This window comes from Pseudomonas aeruginosa (assembly GCF_001457615.1).
Taxonomy (GTDB): Bacteria; Pseudomonadota; Gammaproteobacteria; order Pseudomonadales; family Pseudomonadaceae; genus Pseudomonas; species Pseudomonas aeruginosa.
Genome location: NZ_LN831024.1, coordinates 6,301,773 through 6,316,979, shown reverse-complemented (window position 1 = coordinate 6,316,979; position 15,207 = coordinate 6,301,773). Strand labels below are relative to the sequence as shown.

General features: G+C 61.7%; 16 protein-coding genes. All 16 read left to right on the top strand.

Annotated elements, in window-relative coordinates; genetic code table 11:
• Positions 1 to 525: 525 nt before the first annotated feature.
• Complete coding sequence (rpmH, locus tag AT700_RS28985) at positions 526 to 660, top strand: 50S ribosomal protein L34 (protein WP_003100258.1); 135 nt, start codon at positions 526 to 528, stop codon at positions 658 to 660.
• Positions 661 to 674: 14 nt separating this feature from the next.
• Positions 675 to 1,082, top strand: a complete 408-nt coding sequence (gene rnpA, locus AT700_RS28980) for a ribonuclease P protein component (protein ID WP_003100251.1) — start codon at positions 675 to 677, stop codon at positions 1,080 to 1,082.
• 240 nt (positions 1,083 to 1,322) lie between these two features.
• Entirely contained in the window at positions 1,323 to 3,059 is a 1,737-nt protein-coding gene (gene yidC / locus AT700_RS28975; RefSeq protein ID WP_003097255.1) for a membrane protein insertase YidC, read from the top strand.
• A gap of 70 nt (positions 3,060 to 3,129) precedes the next feature.
• The gene (mnmE, locus tag AT700_RS28970; RefSeq protein ID WP_003100248.1) at positions 3,130 to 4,497 is read left to right on the top strand and encodes a tRNA uridine-5-carboxymethylaminomethyl(34) synthesis GTPase MnmE; all 1,368 of its coding nucleotides are present in this window, start codon (positions 3,130 to 3,132) and stop codon (positions 4,495 to 4,497) included.
• Positions 4,498 to 4,991: 494 nt separating this feature from the next.
• On the top strand, positions 4,992 to 5,216 hold the full coding sequence (locus AT700_RS30355; protein ID WP_023115680.1) for a hypothetical protein: 225 nt from the start codon (positions 4,992 to 4,994) through the stop codon (positions 5,214 to 5,216).
• A gap of 472 nt (positions 5,217 to 5,688) precedes the next feature.
• Entirely contained in the window at positions 5,689 to 7,581 is a 1,893-nt protein-coding gene (gene mnmG / locus AT700_RS28960) for a tRNA uridine-5-carboxymethylaminomethyl(34) synthesis enzyme MnmG (RefSeq protein ID WP_003114649.1), read from the top strand.
• Complete coding sequence (rsmG, locus tag AT700_RS28955) at positions 7,581 to 8,225, top strand: 16S rRNA (guanine(527)-N(7))-methyltransferase RsmG (RefSeq protein ID WP_003100242.1); 645 nt, start codon at positions 7,581 to 7,583, stop codon at positions 8,223 to 8,225. Before mnmG ends, rsmG begins: the two co-directional genes overlap by 1 nt.
• 18 nt (positions 8,226 to 8,243) lie before the next feature.
• Positions 8,244 to 9,032: a chromosome partitioning protein Soj gene (soj, locus tag AT700_RS28950; protein WP_048521749.1), complete on the top strand. Its 789-nt coding sequence runs from the start codon at positions 8,244 to 8,246 to the stop codon at positions 9,030 to 9,032.
• A 9-nt stretch (positions 9,033 to 9,041) separates the two neighbouring features.
• A complete protein-coding gene (locus AT700_RS28945; protein WP_003100240.1) occupies positions 9,042 to 9,914 on the top strand; it encodes a ParB/RepB/Spo0J family partition protein in 873 nt (290 codons plus the stop codon).
• A 163-nt stretch (positions 9,915 to 10,077) separates the two neighbouring features.
• Positions 10,078 to 10,458 carry a F0F1 ATP synthase subunit I gene (locus AT700_RS28940; protein WP_003118473.1) on the top strand — a complete coding sequence of 127 codons (381 nt, stop codon included), beginning with the start codon at positions 10,078 to 10,080 and terminating at the stop codon, positions 10,456 to 10,458.
• A gap of 16 nt (positions 10,459 to 10,474) precedes the next feature.
• The gene (gene atpB, locus AT700_RS28935) at positions 10,475 to 11,344 is read left to right on the top strand and encodes a F0F1 ATP synthase subunit A (RefSeq protein ID WP_003100237.1); all 870 of its coding nucleotides are present in this window, start codon (positions 10,475 to 10,477) and stop codon (positions 11,342 to 11,344) included.
• Between the two features lie 49 nt (positions 11,345 to 11,393).
• Positions 11,394 to 11,651 carry a F0F1 ATP synthase subunit C gene (atpE, locus tag AT700_RS28930; protein ID WP_003097235.1) on the top strand — a complete coding sequence of 86 codons (258 nt, stop codon included), beginning with the start codon at positions 11,394 to 11,396 and terminating at the stop codon, positions 11,649 to 11,651.
• 57 nt (positions 11,652 to 11,708) lie between these two features.
• A complete protein-coding gene (locus tag AT700_RS28925; protein ID WP_003100235.1) occupies positions 11,709 to 12,179 on the top strand; it encodes a F0F1 ATP synthase subunit B in 471 nt (156 codons plus the stop codon).
• Between the two features lie 11 nt (positions 12,180 to 12,190).
• Positions 12,191 to 12,727 carry a F0F1 ATP synthase subunit delta gene (locus AT700_RS28920; protein WP_003097135.1) on the top strand — a complete coding sequence of 179 codons (537 nt, stop codon included), beginning with the start codon at positions 12,191 to 12,193 and terminating at the stop codon, positions 12,725 to 12,727.
• A gap of 18 nt (positions 12,728 to 12,745) precedes the next feature.
• A complete protein-coding gene (gene atpA, locus AT700_RS28915) occupies positions 12,746 to 14,290 on the top strand; it encodes a F0F1 ATP synthase subunit alpha (protein WP_003097134.1) in 1,545 nt (514 codons plus the stop codon).
• 50 nt (positions 14,291 to 14,340) lie between these two features.
• A complete protein-coding gene (gene atpG / locus AT700_RS28910; RefSeq protein ID WP_003097132.1) occupies positions 14,341 to 15,201 on the top strand; it encodes a F0F1 ATP synthase subunit gamma in 861 nt (286 codons plus the stop codon).
• Positions 15,202 to 15,207 lie beyond the last annotated feature (6 nt).

Below are 15,207 nucleotides of genomic sequence, written 5' to 3'. Positions count from 1 at the left end.
GGATATCCCCCAAAGATTGGAAAGGCGGCACAACGAAATAAGCGCCTATTGTAGCCGGACGGGCCGGACTTATCCACATGCCGATGCGCTGAGGCCCCAAGCAAATCAAGACCTTAATAAAAGCAGGCAGGCCGACGGACGGTCGTCCTGGACTTTGTGGATAACCCTTGCTTTGAAGGGGGTACATCCCTGCGCACAGCCGTGTGGAAAAAACCGCTGTGGATAACCATCTCGTTCATCCCCAGGCTTCGCTCAGGAAGGAAACAGCCTCGACACCGGTTCTCGACAACCTTTTGCCTGCCGGAGAAACACGCAATTGCTGGGCTTCATCGAGTTATGCACAGAAAAGCGCCGTCCCAAGAGCATTAACCGTTTCTATCCTTTAAAAGAAAAATGACTTCCTTGTATCTATCTATTACGTCATCGCTGGTTGGAAATTGACCTGCCCGTTCGATTTCACTAGAATCGCCGGTCTCTTTAAACGGGGTCACTGCGACCTCAAGTCGTCAACCCAGGTACCGAATCATGAAACGTACTTTCCAACCCAGCACCCTCAAGCGCGCTCGCGTCCACGGTTTCCGCGCCCGTATGGCCACCAAGAACGGCCGTCAGGTTCTGTCGCGTCGTCGCGCCAAAGGCCGTAAGCGTCTGACCGTCTGATTTATCCGGTACGGGTGGTGAGTCGGGACTTCGACCGGGACAAGCGTCTACTGACAGCCCGGCAATTCAGCGCAGTCTTCGACTCTCCGACCGGCAAGGTCCCCGGCAAGCACGTCCTGCTGCTGGCGCGCGAGAACGGTCTCGATCACCCCCGCCTGGGCCTGGTGATCGGCAAGAAGAACGTCAAGCTCGCCGTCCAGCGCAATCGCCTCAAACGCCTGATCCGCGAATCGTTCCGCCATAACCAGGAAACCCTGGCTGGCTGGGATATCGTGGTGATCGCGCGCAAAGGCCTGGGCGAACTGGAAAATCCGGAGCTGCACCAGCAGTTCGGCAAGCTCTGGAAACGCCTGTTGCGCAATCGACCTCGCACGGAAAGCCCTGCTGACGCCCCTGGCGTGGCCGACGGTACTCATGCATAGGTCGATGCCCGCGCATCCCGATCCCTGTAGTGTCATCCCCCCTTCGATGACCCGGCACCGTCGTTCCCAGCCAAGTTGTACTTCCCTAGCGTACGAGGCTATCGCGCAGCATGGCCCGCGACGCAATGGTCGCCCGAGTGCGGTTTCCTCCACTCGGCTCCATCACTGGCAATCCCGTAGCCGCGATCTGCTACTGTCAGTTTCCTTCAAGCACCGCCCTTTCTCGATGGCCGAGTAACCATGGACATTCAACGCTCGATTCTCATCGTCGCCCTTGCAGTCGTGTCCTACCTGCTGGTTCTCCAGTGGAACAAGGATTACGGTCAGCCTGAGCTGCCCGCCGCCAGCGCTTCGATGAACACCACGCAAGGCCTGCCGGACACTCCGTCCGCCTCGGGCACCAGCAGTGACGTTCCCACTGCCCAGAGCAGCGCGGCCGGCAGCGAAGCCGCCGACAAGCCGGTTGCGGTCAGCGACAAGCTGATCCAGGTGAAGACCGACGTCCTCGACCTGGCCATCGATCCCCGTGGCGGCGATATCGTCCAGCTCGGCCTGTTGCAGTATCCGCGCCGCCTGGACCGTCCGGACGTGCCGTTCCCGCTGTTCGACAACGGTCGCGAACGTACCTACCTGGCGCAGAGCGGCCTCACCGGTGCCGACGGCCCGGACGCCAGCAGCGCCGGCCGCCCGCTGTTCCACAGTGCGCAGAGCAGCTACCAGTTGGCCGACGGCCAGAACGAACTGGTCGTGGACCTGAGCTTCAGCCACGACGGTGTCAACTACATCAAGCGCTTCACCTTCCACCGTGGCCTGAAAGCCGATTGCTCGGACAAGGAAAAGGCCCAGAAGAAGATCGAGTGCATCAATGAAAACGCCTATCAGGTCGGCGTCAGCTACCTGATCGACAACCAGAGCGGCAAGACCTGGAGCGGCAACCTGTTCGCCCAGCTCAAGCGCGACGGCAGCGCCGACCCGTCCTCGACCACCGCCACCGGGGTGTCCACCTACCTCGGCGCCGCGGTCTGGACCCCGGATTCGCCGTACAAGAAGATCTCCACCAAGGACATGGACAAGGAACAGTTCAAGGAGTCCGTGCAGGGTGGCTGGGTCGCCTGGCTGCAACACTACTTCGTGACCGCCTGGGTTCCGACCAAGGGCGAGCAGCACCAGGTCATGACCCGCAAGGACGGCCAGGGCAACTACATCGTCGGTTTCACCGGCCCGACCCTGAGCGTTCCGGCGGGTAGCAAGGTGGAAACCGACCTGACCCTGTATGCCGGCCCGAAACTCCAGAAGCACCTGAAGGAACTCTCCCCGGGCCTGGAACTGACCGTCGACTACGGTTTCCTTTGGTTCATCGCCCAGCCGATCTTCTGGCTGCTGCAACATATCCACAGCCTGATCGGCAACTGGGGCTGGTCGATCATCGCCCTGACCGTCCTGATCAAGCTGGCCTTCTTCCCGTTGTCCGCCGCCAGCTACCGTTCGATGGCGCGCATGCGCGCGGTGTCGCCGAAGATGCAGGCGATCAAGGAACAGCACGGCGACGATCGGCAGAAGATGTCCCAGGCGATGATGGAGCTGTACAAGAAGGAGAAGATCAATCCGCTGGGCGGCTGCCTGCCGATCCTGGTCCAGATGCCGGTCTTCCTCTCCCTCTACTGGGTACTCCTGGAAAGCGTGGAAATGCGCCAGGCGCCGTGGCTCGGCTGGATCACCGACCTGTCGGTGAAGGATCCGTTCTTCATCCTGCCGATCGTCATGGGCGGCACCATGCTGATCCAGCAGATGCTCAACCCGACCCCGCCGGACCCGATGCAGGCCAAGGTGATGAAACTGATGCCGATCATCTTCACCTTCTTCTTCCTCTGGTTCCCAGCCGGTCTGGTGCTGTACTGGGTAGTCAACAACTGCCTGTCGATCGCACAGCAGTGGTACATTACCCGCAAGATCGAAGCAGCCGCGAAGACCGCCTGACGTCTATCGCGAAAACTGTCCACAACAAGACGCCCCCTCGAGGGGCGTCTTGCTATCCGGAGATATCCACATGCAAGCCGCCACCGAAACCATCGTCGCGATCGCTACCGCCCAGGGCCGCGGCGGCGTGGGAATCGTCCGCGTCTCCGGACCTCTCGCCGGACAGATGGCCGTGGCCGTGAGCGGACGCCAGCTGAAAGCCCGGCATGCGCATTACGGACCGTTCCTCGATGCCGGTGGGCAGGTGATCGACGAAGGCCTGTCACTGTATTTCCCCGGCCCGAACTCGTTCACCGGCGAAGACGTACTCGAACTGCAGGGGCACGGCGGCCCCGTGGTACTCGACCTGCTGGTGCAGCGTTGTCTGGAACTGGGCGCCCGCCAGGCGCGACCGGGCGAGTTCAGCGAGCGCGCGTTCCTCAACGACAAGCTCGACCTGGCCCAGGCCGAAGCCATCGCCGATCTGATCGAGGCCAGCTCGGAGCAGGCCGCGCGCAATGCATTGCGTTCCCTGCAGGGCGAATTCTCACGCCGGGTACATGCATTGACCGAGCAACTGATTTCCCTGCGCATCTATGTCGAAGCCGCCATCGACTTCCCCGAGGAAGAAATCGACTTCCTCGCCGATGGCCATGTACTGGGGCTTCTGGAAAAAGTACGCACAGAATTATCCACAGTGCAGCGCGAAGCTTCCCAAGGCGCCCTGCTGCGCGACGGCATGACCGTGGTCATCGCCGGACGACCGAATGCCGGCAAGTCCAGCCTGCTGAATGCCCTGGCCGGTCGCGAGGCGGCCATCGTCACGGACATAGCCGGCACCACCCGCGATGTATTGCGCGAACATATCCACATCGATGGCATGCCCCTGCATGTGGTGGACACCGCAGGCCTGCGGGATACCGAGGACCATGTGGAAAAGATCGGCGTGGAACGTGCGCTGAAAGCCATCGGCGAAGCCGATCGCGTGCTGCTGGTGGTGGACGCCACCGCCCCGGAAGCAGCGGACCCGTTTTCCCTATGGCCGGAGTTTCTCGACCAGCGACCGGAACCGGGCAAGGTCACCCTGATCCGCAACAAGGCGGATTTGTCCACAGAGTCCATTGGCCTCGAGGAAAGCGCGGACGGCCACGTCACCATCACCCTCTCGGCGCGCACCGGCGCCGGCCTGGAGCTGCTGCGCGAACACCTGAAGGCCTGCATGGGCTTCGAACAGACCGCGGAAAGCGGTTTCAGCGCCCGCCGGCGCCACTTGGAAGCGCTACGCCTGGCAGGGCAGGCGCTGGAGCATGGCCACAGCCAACTTATCCACAATGGCGCCGGCGAACTGCTGGCCGAGGATCTGCGCCAGGCCCAGCAGCACCTGGGCGAAATCACCGGCGCATTCACCCCCGACGACCTGCTGGGTCGCATCTTCTCGAGTTTCTGCATCGGCAAGTAATGGGGCTCGGCCCACGCCGAGTTGTGGATAACCAGGGCAAGGTTCGCTCCGGTTCTGCGTACTTTCCTTTCACTGTGCCCCTTGCCGCCGGCACTCAACCACGCAGGCATGGATTGCCGGCGCGCCGCTTCGTCCCCGAGAAAACCATCTGCGCCGATGTCGGTCTGCATGGGATGGATATCCACCTGGGAGAGGTTTATGCACAGGCACCGCGCTCCGATCCGGCGTCCGCGAAGGCGCTGCGCTGTGGTCAATCTCTATCTGCTCGCCCCTCTCGAACGGCGTATCTATCCCGTTGTCTCGCCTGGCGCTATCGCCACGCGCCGGGACGTTCCGTGCACGCAAGTCAACCCGGTAAGCGGTTTATCCACAAGCCTGGAAGAGATTCTGCGAAAAGAGCTGTTGCAGACCCTGGACTCCGTCGATACCGGCCAGGCGGGGCCCTCGCCTTCGGCTCCCAAGGCGTCCCACGGCGAGCACTCGGACACTACAGCATGGAGATCGTAGCCAACCTGGCGGTGTGGCTCGGCGGCGAATGCCAGGTCGGACAGATGATCGACTGGTTCGGCAGTTACGACCGCTCTAGCGGGCTCAGTGCTCGGCTACTGCTGCGCAAACCCGCTAACGAGGGCTCCGAGCGGGATTTCCAGGTCTCCGCCAAGCGCCGCTTCGAGCGCCTGTCGTCATCCATCGATACGCTGGAAAGCGGCAACGACTGAGCCTTTCCCACGCCTTTCCATCTCCTTCTCCTACCTGGCTGCGGTCCTGCCGCGGCCCGGATACGCTCGCCTGAAACCTGTGGAAAACCCCAGGGACAGGAGGGTAGATAAACCCGCCGAAGCTCTGTGCATAACTCCACATGTTGATAACGAGCCATTCCATCCACAGCTAAAAAACGCTTATCAACAGGGCCCAGATAGGGTTTGGGACAGCCTTATCATTCGCTACAGGCTATGTCTTTACTGGGCTCGACGTACTTATCAACAGAAAAGCCGCTGCTAAGCAATAAACACAAGTTCTAAAAAGATATAAACATTCCTTTCCTTTTATTTTTTGTAAGCCCGCCGAGCCGTTTTGCTCCCTCGATCTGGATTGGCTATTTTTTGTCCAGGAGTCTTCATTCAGGTTCGCTAAATCCTTATACTGTCCGGCTTTCCTGAATTCCTGCTTCTGAACAGGCCGAGGTGCGTGGTGGATTTCCCTACCCGTTTTGACGTAATCGTGATCGGCGGTGGCCATGCAGGCACCGAAGCCGCACTCGCGGCTGCGCGCATGGGTGTGAAAACCCTGCTGTTGACCCACAATGTGGAAACCCTGGGGCAGATGAGCTGCAACCCCGCCATCGGCGGCATCGGCAAGAGCCATCTGGTCAAGGAAATCGACGCCCTTGGCGGCGCCATGGCCGAAGCCACCGACAAGGGCGGTATCCAGTTCCGCATCCTTAACAGCCGCAAGGGGCCGGCAGTGCGCGCCACTCGTGCACAAGCCGATCGCGTGCTCTATAAGGCCGCTATCCGCCATACACTGGAAAACCAGCCGAACCTGTGGATATTCCAGCAGGCCTGCGACGACCTGATCGTCGAGCAGGATCAGGTCCGCGGCGTAGTGACCCAGATGGGACTGCGCTTCCATGCCGACAACGTGGTCCTGACTACCGGCACCTTCCTCGGCGGACTTATCCACATCGGCCTGGAGAACTACTCAGGCGGACGCGCCGGCGACCCGCCGTCCATCGCACTGGCGCGGCGTCTGCGTGAATTGCCGCTGCGGGTCGGCCGGCTGAAGACCGGTACGCCGCCGCGGATCGACGGGCGCAGCGTGGACTTCTCGGTGATGACCGAGCAGCCGGGCGACACGCCGATCCCGGTGATGTCCTTCCTCGGTTCGAAGGAACAGCATCCCGAGCAGGTCAGTTGCTGGATCACCCATACCAACGCCCGGACCCACGAGATCATCGCCGCCAACCTCGATCGTTCGCCGATGTATTCCGGTGTGATCGAAGGCATCGGCCCGCGCTACTGCCCTTCGATCGAAGACAAGATCCATCGCTTCGCCGACAAGGAAAGCCACCAGGTCTTCCTCGAGCCGGAAGGCCTGACGACCCACGAGCTGTATCCCAACGGCATTTCCACGTCCCTGCCGTTCGACGTGCAACTGCAGATCGTGCGTTCCATCCGTGGCATGGAAAACGCCCACATCGTGCGGCCGGGCTATGCGATCGAGTACGACTTCTTCGATCCCCGCGATCTCAGGTACAGCCTGGAGACCAAGGTCATCGGCGGCCTGTTCTTCGCCGGCCAGATCAACGGCACCACCGGCTACGAGGAAGCTGGCGCCCAGGGCCTGCTGGCCGGCGCCAATGCTGCGTTGCGTTCGCAAGGCAAGGACAGCTGGTGCCCGCGCCGCGACGAGGCCTACATCGGCGTGCTGGTGGACGACCTGATCACGCTCGGCACCCAGGAGCCGTACCGCATGTTCACCTCGCGGGCGGAATACCGCCTGATCCTCCGCGAGGACAACGCCGACCTGCGTCTCACCGAGAAGGGACGCGAGCTGGGCCTTGTCGACGATCGGCGCTGGGCTGCCTTCGAAGCCAAGCGCGAAGGTATCGAACGCGAGGAACAGCGGCTGAAGAGCACCTGGGTGCGGCCGAATACCCCGCAGGGCGACGCCATCGCCGAGCGCTTCGGTACGCCGCTGACCCATGAATACAATCTGCTCAACCTGCTGAGCCGCCCCGAGATCGATTACGCCGGCCTGGTGGAGATCACCGGCAACGCTGTGGATAACCCCCAGGTGGCCGAGCAGGTGGAGATTCGCACCAAGTACGCCGGCTACATCGACCGCCAGCAGGAGGAAATCTCCCGTCTGCGCGCCAGCGAAGATACCCGCCTGCCTGTGGATATCGATTACCTGGGGATTTCCGGCCTGTCGAAGGAAATCCAGAACAAGCTGAACCAGGCCCGTCCGGAAACCCTCGGACAGGCTTCGCGGATCCCCGGCGTCACGCCGGCTGCGATTTCGCTGTTGTTGATCCACCTGAAGAAGCGTGCCTCTGGCCGCCAACTGGAGCAGAGCGCTTGATGTCTGCGGTAACCCAACACCACGCCGACGAACTCGCGCGCGGTGCTGACGAGCTAGGCGTCGCCCTCGACGCCGACAAGCAACGCCAGCTGCTGGCCTACCTGGCCCTGCTGATCAAATGGAACAAGGCCTACAACCTGACCGCCGTACGCGACCCGGACGAGATGGTTTCGCGCCACCTGCTCGACAGCCTGAGCATCGTGCCTTATGCCGAGGCTGGGGATAACTGGCTGGATGTCGGCAGCGGCGGCGGCATGCCCGGCGTGCCGCTGGCCATCCTGTTCCCGGAAAAGCGCCTGACCCTGCTCGACAGCAACGGCAAGAAGACCCGCTTCCTGACCCAGGTGAAGCTCGAGCTGAAGCTGGCCAACCTCGAAGTCGTGCACAGCCGGGTGGAAGCCTTCCGTCCCGAGAGCCCCTTCGATGGCATCGTTTCCCGCGCTTTCAGCAGCCTGGAGGACTTCGCCAACTGGACCCGCCACCTCGGTGGCCAGGAAACCCGCTGGCTGGCGATGAAGGGCGTGCATCCGAACGAAGAGCTGGCGGCACTCCCGGAGGATTTCCGGGTCGAAGCCGAGCACGCGCTGGCGGTACCCGGTTGCCAAGGTCAGCGGCATCTGCTGATACTGCGGCGCACAGCATGAGGGGGAACAGGGATAACCATGGCTAAGGTATTCGCGATCGCCAACCAGAAAGGCGGTGTCGGCAAGACCACGACCTGTATCAACCTCGCGGCCTCCCTCGTGGCGACCAAGCGCCGCGTCCTCCTGCTGGACCTGGATCCCCAGGGCAACGCCACCACCGGCAGCGGCATCGACAAGCACAACCTGGAGCACTCCATCTACGACGTGCTCACCGGCGAGTGCAACCTCGCCGAGGCCATGCAGTTCTCCGAACACGGCGGCTACCAGTTGCTGCCGGCCAACCGCGACCTGACCGCCGCGGAAGTGGTGCTGCTGGAAATGGACATGAAGGAAAATCGCCTGCGCAACGCGCTGGCGCCGATCCGCGAGAACTACGACTACATCCTCATCGACTGCCCGCCGTCGCTGTCGATGCTCACCGTCAACGCGCTGACCGCCGCCGACGGCGTGATCATCCCCATGCAGTGTGAGTACTACGCGCTGGAGGGGCTGACCGACCTGATGAACAGCATCCAGCGCATCGGCCAGTTGCTCAACCCGACGCTGAAGATCGAGGGTCTGTTGCGGACCATGTACGATCCGCGCATCAGCCTGACCAATGATGTCTCCGCGCAGTTGCAGGAGCATTTCGGCGACACCCTCTACAGCACCGTCATCCCGCGTAACGTGCGCCTCGCCGAAGCCCCCAGCTTCGGCATGCCGGCGCTGGTTTACGACAAGCAATCCCGCGGCGCCATCGCCTACCTGGCGCTGGCCGGCGAGCTGGTCCGCCGCCAGCGCGCCCAAGGCCGCGCCGCAACCGCATAAGGAACCCGCATGGCAGCCAAGAAACGTGGACTGGGACGCGGGCTCGATGCCCTGCTGGGCGGCTCGAGTCCCGCCAAACTGCAGGAGGAAGCCGTACAGGCCGACCGCCGCGAGTTGCAGCAGATCCCCCTCGACCTGATGCAGCGCGGCAAGTACCAGCCGCGTCGCGACATGGACCCTCAGGCGCTGGAGGAACTGGCGCAGTCGATCAAGGCCCAGGGCGTGATGCAGCCCATCGTGGTGCGGCCGATCGCCAATGGCCGCTACGAGATCATCGCCGGCGAGCGGCGCTGGCGGGCCAGCCAGCAGGCCGGACTGGAAAAGATCCCGGCGCTGGTGCGCGACGTGCCGGACGAAGCGGCCATCGCCATGGCGCTGATCGAGAACATCCAGCGCGAGGACCTTAACCCGATCGAGGAAGCCGCTGCCCTGCAGCGCTTGCAGCAGGAGTTCCAGCTGACCCAGCAGCAGGTCGCGGAAGCGGTCGGCAAGTCGCGCGCGACCATTACCAACCTGCTGCGCCTGATCGGCCTGCCGGAAGAGATCAAGACCCTGCTTTCCCATGGCGACCTGGAGATGGGCCATGCCCGTGCGCTCCTCGGTCTGCCGGCAGAACGGCAGGTGGAAGGGGCGCGACATGTTGTCGCACATGGGCTGACCGTACGTCAGACCGAAGCCCTGGTTCGGCAGTGGACGCATGCCCCGGGCAAGCCTGCGGGACCGGTCAAGAGCGACCCGGACATCGCCCGCCTGGAACAGCGCCTGGCCGAGCGCCTGGGCGCTTCGGTGCAGATCCGGCATGGTCAGAAGGGCAAGGGACAGTTGGTCATCCGCTACAGCTCCCTGGATGAACTGCAGGGCGTTCTCGCCCACATCCGTTGACACACTTTGGGTTGTAGCGGGTAGTCGGAAATCACTACCAGCCAGTTGAACAGGGGGGACTCCCCCCCTATACTCTGCGCGCTATTTTGTGGGCACTTTTTATGCCAAGTCGTTGATTTGGCAGTGCCGACACCAGAAGACTGAGAGCGCGATGGAGTCCCGCATGCCAAGTCGCCTGCCGGCATTCAGATTGCTGCTCGTCCAACTGGTAGTAGTGCTTGTTGCTGCGATCTCCCTGTGGATTTCTTGGGGACCGGTAGCCGGATATTCCGGACTGCTGGGAGGGATGATCGCCTGGTTGCCGAATTGTTATTTCGCCTACAAGGCGTTCCGTTTCAGCGGAGCGCGGGCTGCCCGGGAAATCGTTCGCTCTTTCTATGCGGGCGAAGCCGGGAAACTGATTCTGACGGCGGTGCTCTTCGCACTGACGTTCGCAGGCGTGAAGCCACTGATGGCGCCGGCTCTGTTCGGTGTCTATCTGCTGACCCTGATGGTCAGCTGGTGCGCACCCCTGCTGATGGGAAAAACATTTACAAGACCTTAGAGCGATTGAGGCAAACATGGCAGCAGAAACCGCTTCGGGTTACATCCAGCACCACTTGCAGAACCTGACCTTCGGGCGTCTGCCTAATGGTGATTGGGGGTTCGCCCACACCGCCGAGCAAGCCAAGGAAATGGGCTTCTGGGCATTCCACGTAGACACCCTGGGCTGGTCGGTACTGCTCGGCGTGGTGTTCCTGTTCATCTTCCGCCTGGCGGCCAAGAAGGCCACCAGCGGCCAGCCGGGTGGACTGCAGAACTTCGTCGAGGTGATGGTCGAGTTCGTCGACACCAGCGTCAAGGACACCTTCCACGGGCGGAACCCGTTGATCGCGCCCCTGGCCCTGACCGTGTTCGTCTGGATCTTCCTGCTCAACCTGATCGACCTGGTACCGGTGGACTACCTGCCGATGCTGGCCGCGAAGATCACCGGCGACGAGCACCTGTTCTTCCGCGCGGTGGCCACCACCGACCCGAACGCCACCCTCGGCCTGTCGATCTCGGTGTTCGCCCTGATCGTCTTTTACAGCATCAAGGTCAAGGGCATCGGCGGCTTCCTCGGTGAACTGACCCTGCACCCCTTCAGCAGCAAGAACATCGTCGTTCAGATCCTGCTGATTCCGGTGAACTTCCTGCTCGAGTTCGTGACCCTGATCGCCAAGCCGGTTTCGCTGGCGCTGCGTCTGTTCGGCAACATGTATGCCGGCGAACTGATCTTCATTCTGATCGCCGTCATGTTCGGTAGCGGAATGTTCCTGCTGAGTGCCCTGGGCGTAGCCCTGAACTGGGCGTGGGCTGTGTTCCACATCCTGATCATCACCCTGCAGGCCTTCATCTTCATGATGCTGACCATCGTCTACCTGTCGATGGCGCACGAAGACAACCATTAATCGATTCGCTTCAACCTTTAACCAACACGACAAAAAGTCGGGAGGAAAAATGGAAACTGTAGTTGGACTGACTGCTATCGCCGTTGCTCTGCTGATTGGCCTGGGTGCCCTGGGTACCGCCATCGGTTTCGGTCTGCTGGGTGGCAAGTTCCTGGAAGGCGCAGCTCGTCAGCCTGAAATGGTTCCGATGCTGCAGGTGAAAATGTTCATCGTCGCCGGCCTGCTGGACGCCGTGACCATGATCGGTGTGGGTATCGCCCTGTTCTTCACCTTCGCGAATCCCTTCGTTGGTCAAATCGCCGGCTAATCACTCGAATCATTCGATTTGAGTGTTTGACGGACAACGAACGAGCGAGGTGTTGGCGTGAACATTAATGCAACCCTGATTGGCCAGTCCGTTGCGTTCTTCATCTTTGTGCTGTTCTGCATGAAGTTCGTGTGGCCTCCGGTCATCGCGGCTCTGCAAGAGCGTCAGAAGAAGATCGCTGACGGCCTGGACGCTGCCAACCGCGCGGCTCGTGATCTGGAGCTGGCTCATGAGAAAGCGGGCCAGCAACTGCGCGAAGCCAAGGCTCAGGCAGCCGAAATCGTCGAACAGGCGAAGAAACGCGCTAACCAGATCGTCGATGAAGCCCGCGACCAGGCCCGTACCGAAGGCGAACGCCTGAAGGCCCAGGCCCAAGCGGAAATCGAACAGGAACTGAACAGCGTCAAGGACGCCCTGCGTGCCCAAGTGGGTGCCCTGGCCGTCACCGGCGCAGAGAAGATCCTGGGTGCTTCGATCGACGCAAACGCGCACGAGCAGCTGGTTTCCAAACTGGCAGCCGAGATCTAAGCGAGGGCGCTATGGCAGAACTGACCACGTTGGCTCGTCCCTACGCAAAGGCGGCTTTCGAGTACGCCCAGGCTCATCAGCAACTGGCCGATTGGTCGGCTGCGCTGGGTGTGCTGGCCGCAGTGTCGCAGGACGACACCGTGCGCCAGCTGCTCAAAGAGCCTCAGCTGACCTCTTCGGCCAAGGCCCAGAGCCTGATCGATGTGTGCGGCGACAAGCTGAATGCACCAGCCCAGAACTTCGTCCGGACTGTGGCTGAGAACAAGCGGCTCGAACTGCTGCCGACCATCGCTGAGATGTACGAGCAGTTGAAGGCCGAGCAGGAAAAGTCGGTCGAGGTAGAAGTCACCAGTGCCTTCACCTTGAGCAAAGAACAGCAGGACAAACTCGCCAAGGCTCTCAGCGCCCGGCTCAGTCGCGAAGTGCGGCTACATGCGTCGGAAGACGCGAGCCTGATCGGCGGCGTGATCATTCGCGCCGGTGACTTGGTAATCGATGGCTCGGTGCGCGGCAAGCTCGCGAAACTGGCCGAAGCGTTGAAATCTTGAGTTTGAAGGGGCAGCGGCATGCAGCAACTCAATCCTTCCGAAATTAGTGAAATCATCAAGGGGCGCATCGAGAAACTCGACGTCGCCTCCCAAGCACGAAACGAAGGCACCATCGTCAGCGTGTCCGACGGTATCGTGCGCATCTACGGTCTGGCCGACGTCATGTACGGCGAGATGATCGAGTTCCCGGGCGGCGTCTACGGTATGGCGCTGAACCTGGAGCAGGATTCCGTGGGTGCCGTGGTCCTGGGTGAATACCAGGGCCTCGCCGAAGGCATGAACGCCAAGTGCACCGGGCGCATCCTGGAGGTTCCGGTCGGTCCGGAACTGCTGGGTCGCGTAGTCGACGCACTGGGCAATCCGATCGACGGCAAGGGTCCGATCGACGCCAAGGCCACCGACGCGGTCGAGAAGGTCGCTCCGGGCGTGATCTGGCGTAAGTCGGTAGACCAGCCGGTACAGACCGGCTACAAGTCGGTCGACGCCATGATCCCGGTAGGCCGTGGCCAGCGCGAGCTGATCATCGGCGACCGCCAGATCGGCAAGACCGCCCTCGCGGTCGACGCCATCATCAACCAGAAAGACAGCGGTATTAAGTGCGTCTACGTGGCCATCGGCCAGAAGCAGTCCACTATCGCCAACGTCGTACGCAAGCTGGAAGAGAACGGTGCCCTGGCCAACACCATCGTGGTCGCCGCCAGCGCTTCCGAGTCCGCCGCCCTGCAATACCTGGCGCCGTACTCCGGTTGCACCATGGGCGAATACTTCCGCGATCGCGGCGAAGACGCCCTGATCGTCTACGACGACCTGTCCAAGCAGGCCGTGGCTTATCGCCAGATCTCCCTGCTGCTGCGCCGTCCGCCGGGCCGCGAAGCCTACCCGGGCGACGTGTTCTATCTCCACAGCCGTCTGCTGGAGCGCGCTTCCCGCGTTTCCGAAGAGTATGTCGAGAAGTTCACCAACGGCGCCGTGACCGGCAAGACCGGCTCGCTGACCGCGCTGCCGATCATCGAGACCCAGGCAGGCGACGTTTCCGCGTTCGTTCCGACCAACGTGATCTCGATCACCGACGGCCAGATCTTCCTGGAATCCGCCATGTTCAACTCGGGTATCCGTCCGGCCGTCAACGCCGGTATCTCGGTATCCCGCGTAGGTGGCGCGGCCCAGACCAAGATCATCAAGAAGCTGTCCGGCGGCATCCGTACCGCTCTGGCCCAGTACCGTGAACTGGCGGCCTTCGCCCAGTTCGCCTCGGACCTGGACGAAGCGACCCGCAAGCAGCTGGAGCATGGTCAGCGCGTTACCGAGCTGATGAAGCAGAAGCAGTACGCGCCGATGTCGATCGCCGAGATGTCGCTGTCCCTGTATGCCGCCGAGCGTGGCTTCCTGCAGGACGTCGAAATCGCCAAGGTCGGTAGCTTCGAGCAGGCGTTGATCTCCTACTTCCAGCGCGAGCATGCCGCTCTGCTGGCGAAGATCAACGAGAAAGGTGACTTCAACGACGAAATCGACGCGGGCATCAAGGCCGGCATCGAGAAGTTCAAGGCCACCCAAACCTGGTAAGCCGCAGCGGGAGCCGCGAGGCTCCCGCCTGCTAACCCGATAGGTGTCAAATGGCAGGCGCAAAAGAGATTCGCAGCAAGATTGCGAGCATCAAAAGCACGCAAAAGATCACCAATGCCATGGAAAAAGTGGCGGTGAGCAAGATGCGCAAGGCACAAATGCGCATGGCGGCCGGCCGTCCCTACGCGGAGCGTATTCGCCAGGTGATCGGCCATCTGGCCAACGCCAACCCGGAATACCGTCACCCGTTCATGGTCGAGCGTGAAGTCAAGCGCGTCGGCTACATCGTGGTGAGCAGTGACCGTGGTCTGTGCGGCGGTCTGAACATCAACCTGTTCAAGTCCCTCGTCAAGGACATGAGCGGCTACCGCGAGCAAGGGGCAGAAATCGACCTTTGCGTGATCGGTAGCAAGGGCGCTTCGTTCTTCCGCAGTTTCGGCGGCAACGTCGTGGCAGCTATCAGCCACCTCGGCGAAGAGCCTTCGATCAACGACCTGATCGGCAGTGTCAAGGTGATGCTCGACGCATACCTCGAAGGCCGTATCGATCGCCTGTTCGTGGTCTCCAACAAGTTCGTCAACACCATGACCCAGAAGCCGACCGTGGAACAGCTGATTCCGCTGGTGGCCGATGACGATCAGGAGCTGAAGCACCACTGGGACTATCTCTACGAACCCGACGCCAAGTCGCTCCTCGACGGGCTGCTGGTGCGTTACGTGGAATCCCAGGTGTACCAGGCCGTGGTTGAGAACAACGCCTGTGAGCAGGCGGCCCGGATGATTGCAATGAAGAACGCTACCGACAACGCCGGCGAGCTGATCAGCGATTTGCAGCTGATCTACAACAAGGCGCGTCAGGCGGCGATCACCCAGGAAATCTCGGAAATCGTCGGCGGCGCTGCCGCGGTGTAAGAACAG

Excerpts from the sequence above, each read along its gene's own strand:
- rpmH (WP_003100258.1), top strand. The coding sequence starts at position 526 with ATGAAACGTACTTTCCAACCCAGCACCCTCAAGCGCGCTCGCGTCCAC.
- atpE (WP_003097235.1), top strand. The coding sequence starts at position 11,394 with ATGGAAACTGTAGTTGGACTGACTGCTATCGCCGTTGCTCTGCTGATT.
- mnmE (WP_003100248.1), top strand. The coding sequence starts at position 3,130 with ATGCAAGCCGCCACCGAAACCATCGTCGCGATCGCTACCGCCCAGGGC.
- atpG (WP_003097132.1), top strand. The coding sequence starts at position 14,341 with ATGGCAGGCGCAAAAGAGATTCGCAGCAAGATTGCGAGCATCAAAAGC.
- soj (WP_048521749.1), top strand. The coding sequence starts at position 8,244 with ATGGCTAAGGTATTCGCGATCGCCAACCAGAAAGGCGGTGTCGGCAAG.
- AT700_RS30355 (WP_023115680.1), top strand. The coding sequence starts at position 4,992 with ATGGAGATCGTAGCCAACCTGGCGGTGTGGCTCGGCGGCGAATGCCAG.
- yidC (WP_003097255.1), top strand. The coding sequence starts at position 1,323 with ATGGACATTCAACGCTCGATTCTCATCGTCGCCCTTGCAGTCGTGTCC.
- AT700_RS28920 (WP_003097135.1), top strand. The coding sequence starts at position 12,191 with ATGGCAGAACTGACCACGTTGGCTCGTCCCTACGCAAAGGCGGCTTTC.
- atpB (WP_003100237.1), top strand. The coding sequence starts at position 10,475 with ATGGCAGCAGAAACCGCTTCGGGTTACATCCAGCACCACTTGCAGAAC.
- AT700_RS28940 (WP_003118473.1), top strand. The coding sequence starts at position 10,078 with ATGCCAAGTCGCCTGCCGGCATTCAGATTGCTGCTCGTCCAACTGGTA.
- atpA (WP_003097134.1), top strand. The coding sequence starts at position 12,746 with ATGCAGCAACTCAATCCTTCCGAAATTAGTGAAATCATCAAGGGGCGC.
- rsmG (WP_003100242.1), top strand. The coding sequence starts at position 7,581 with ATGTCTGCGGTAACCCAACACCACGCCGACGAACTCGCGCGCGGTGCT.
- AT700_RS28945 (WP_003100240.1), top strand. The coding sequence starts at position 9,042 with ATGGCAGCCAAGAAACGTGGACTGGGACGCGGGCTCGATGCCCTGCTG.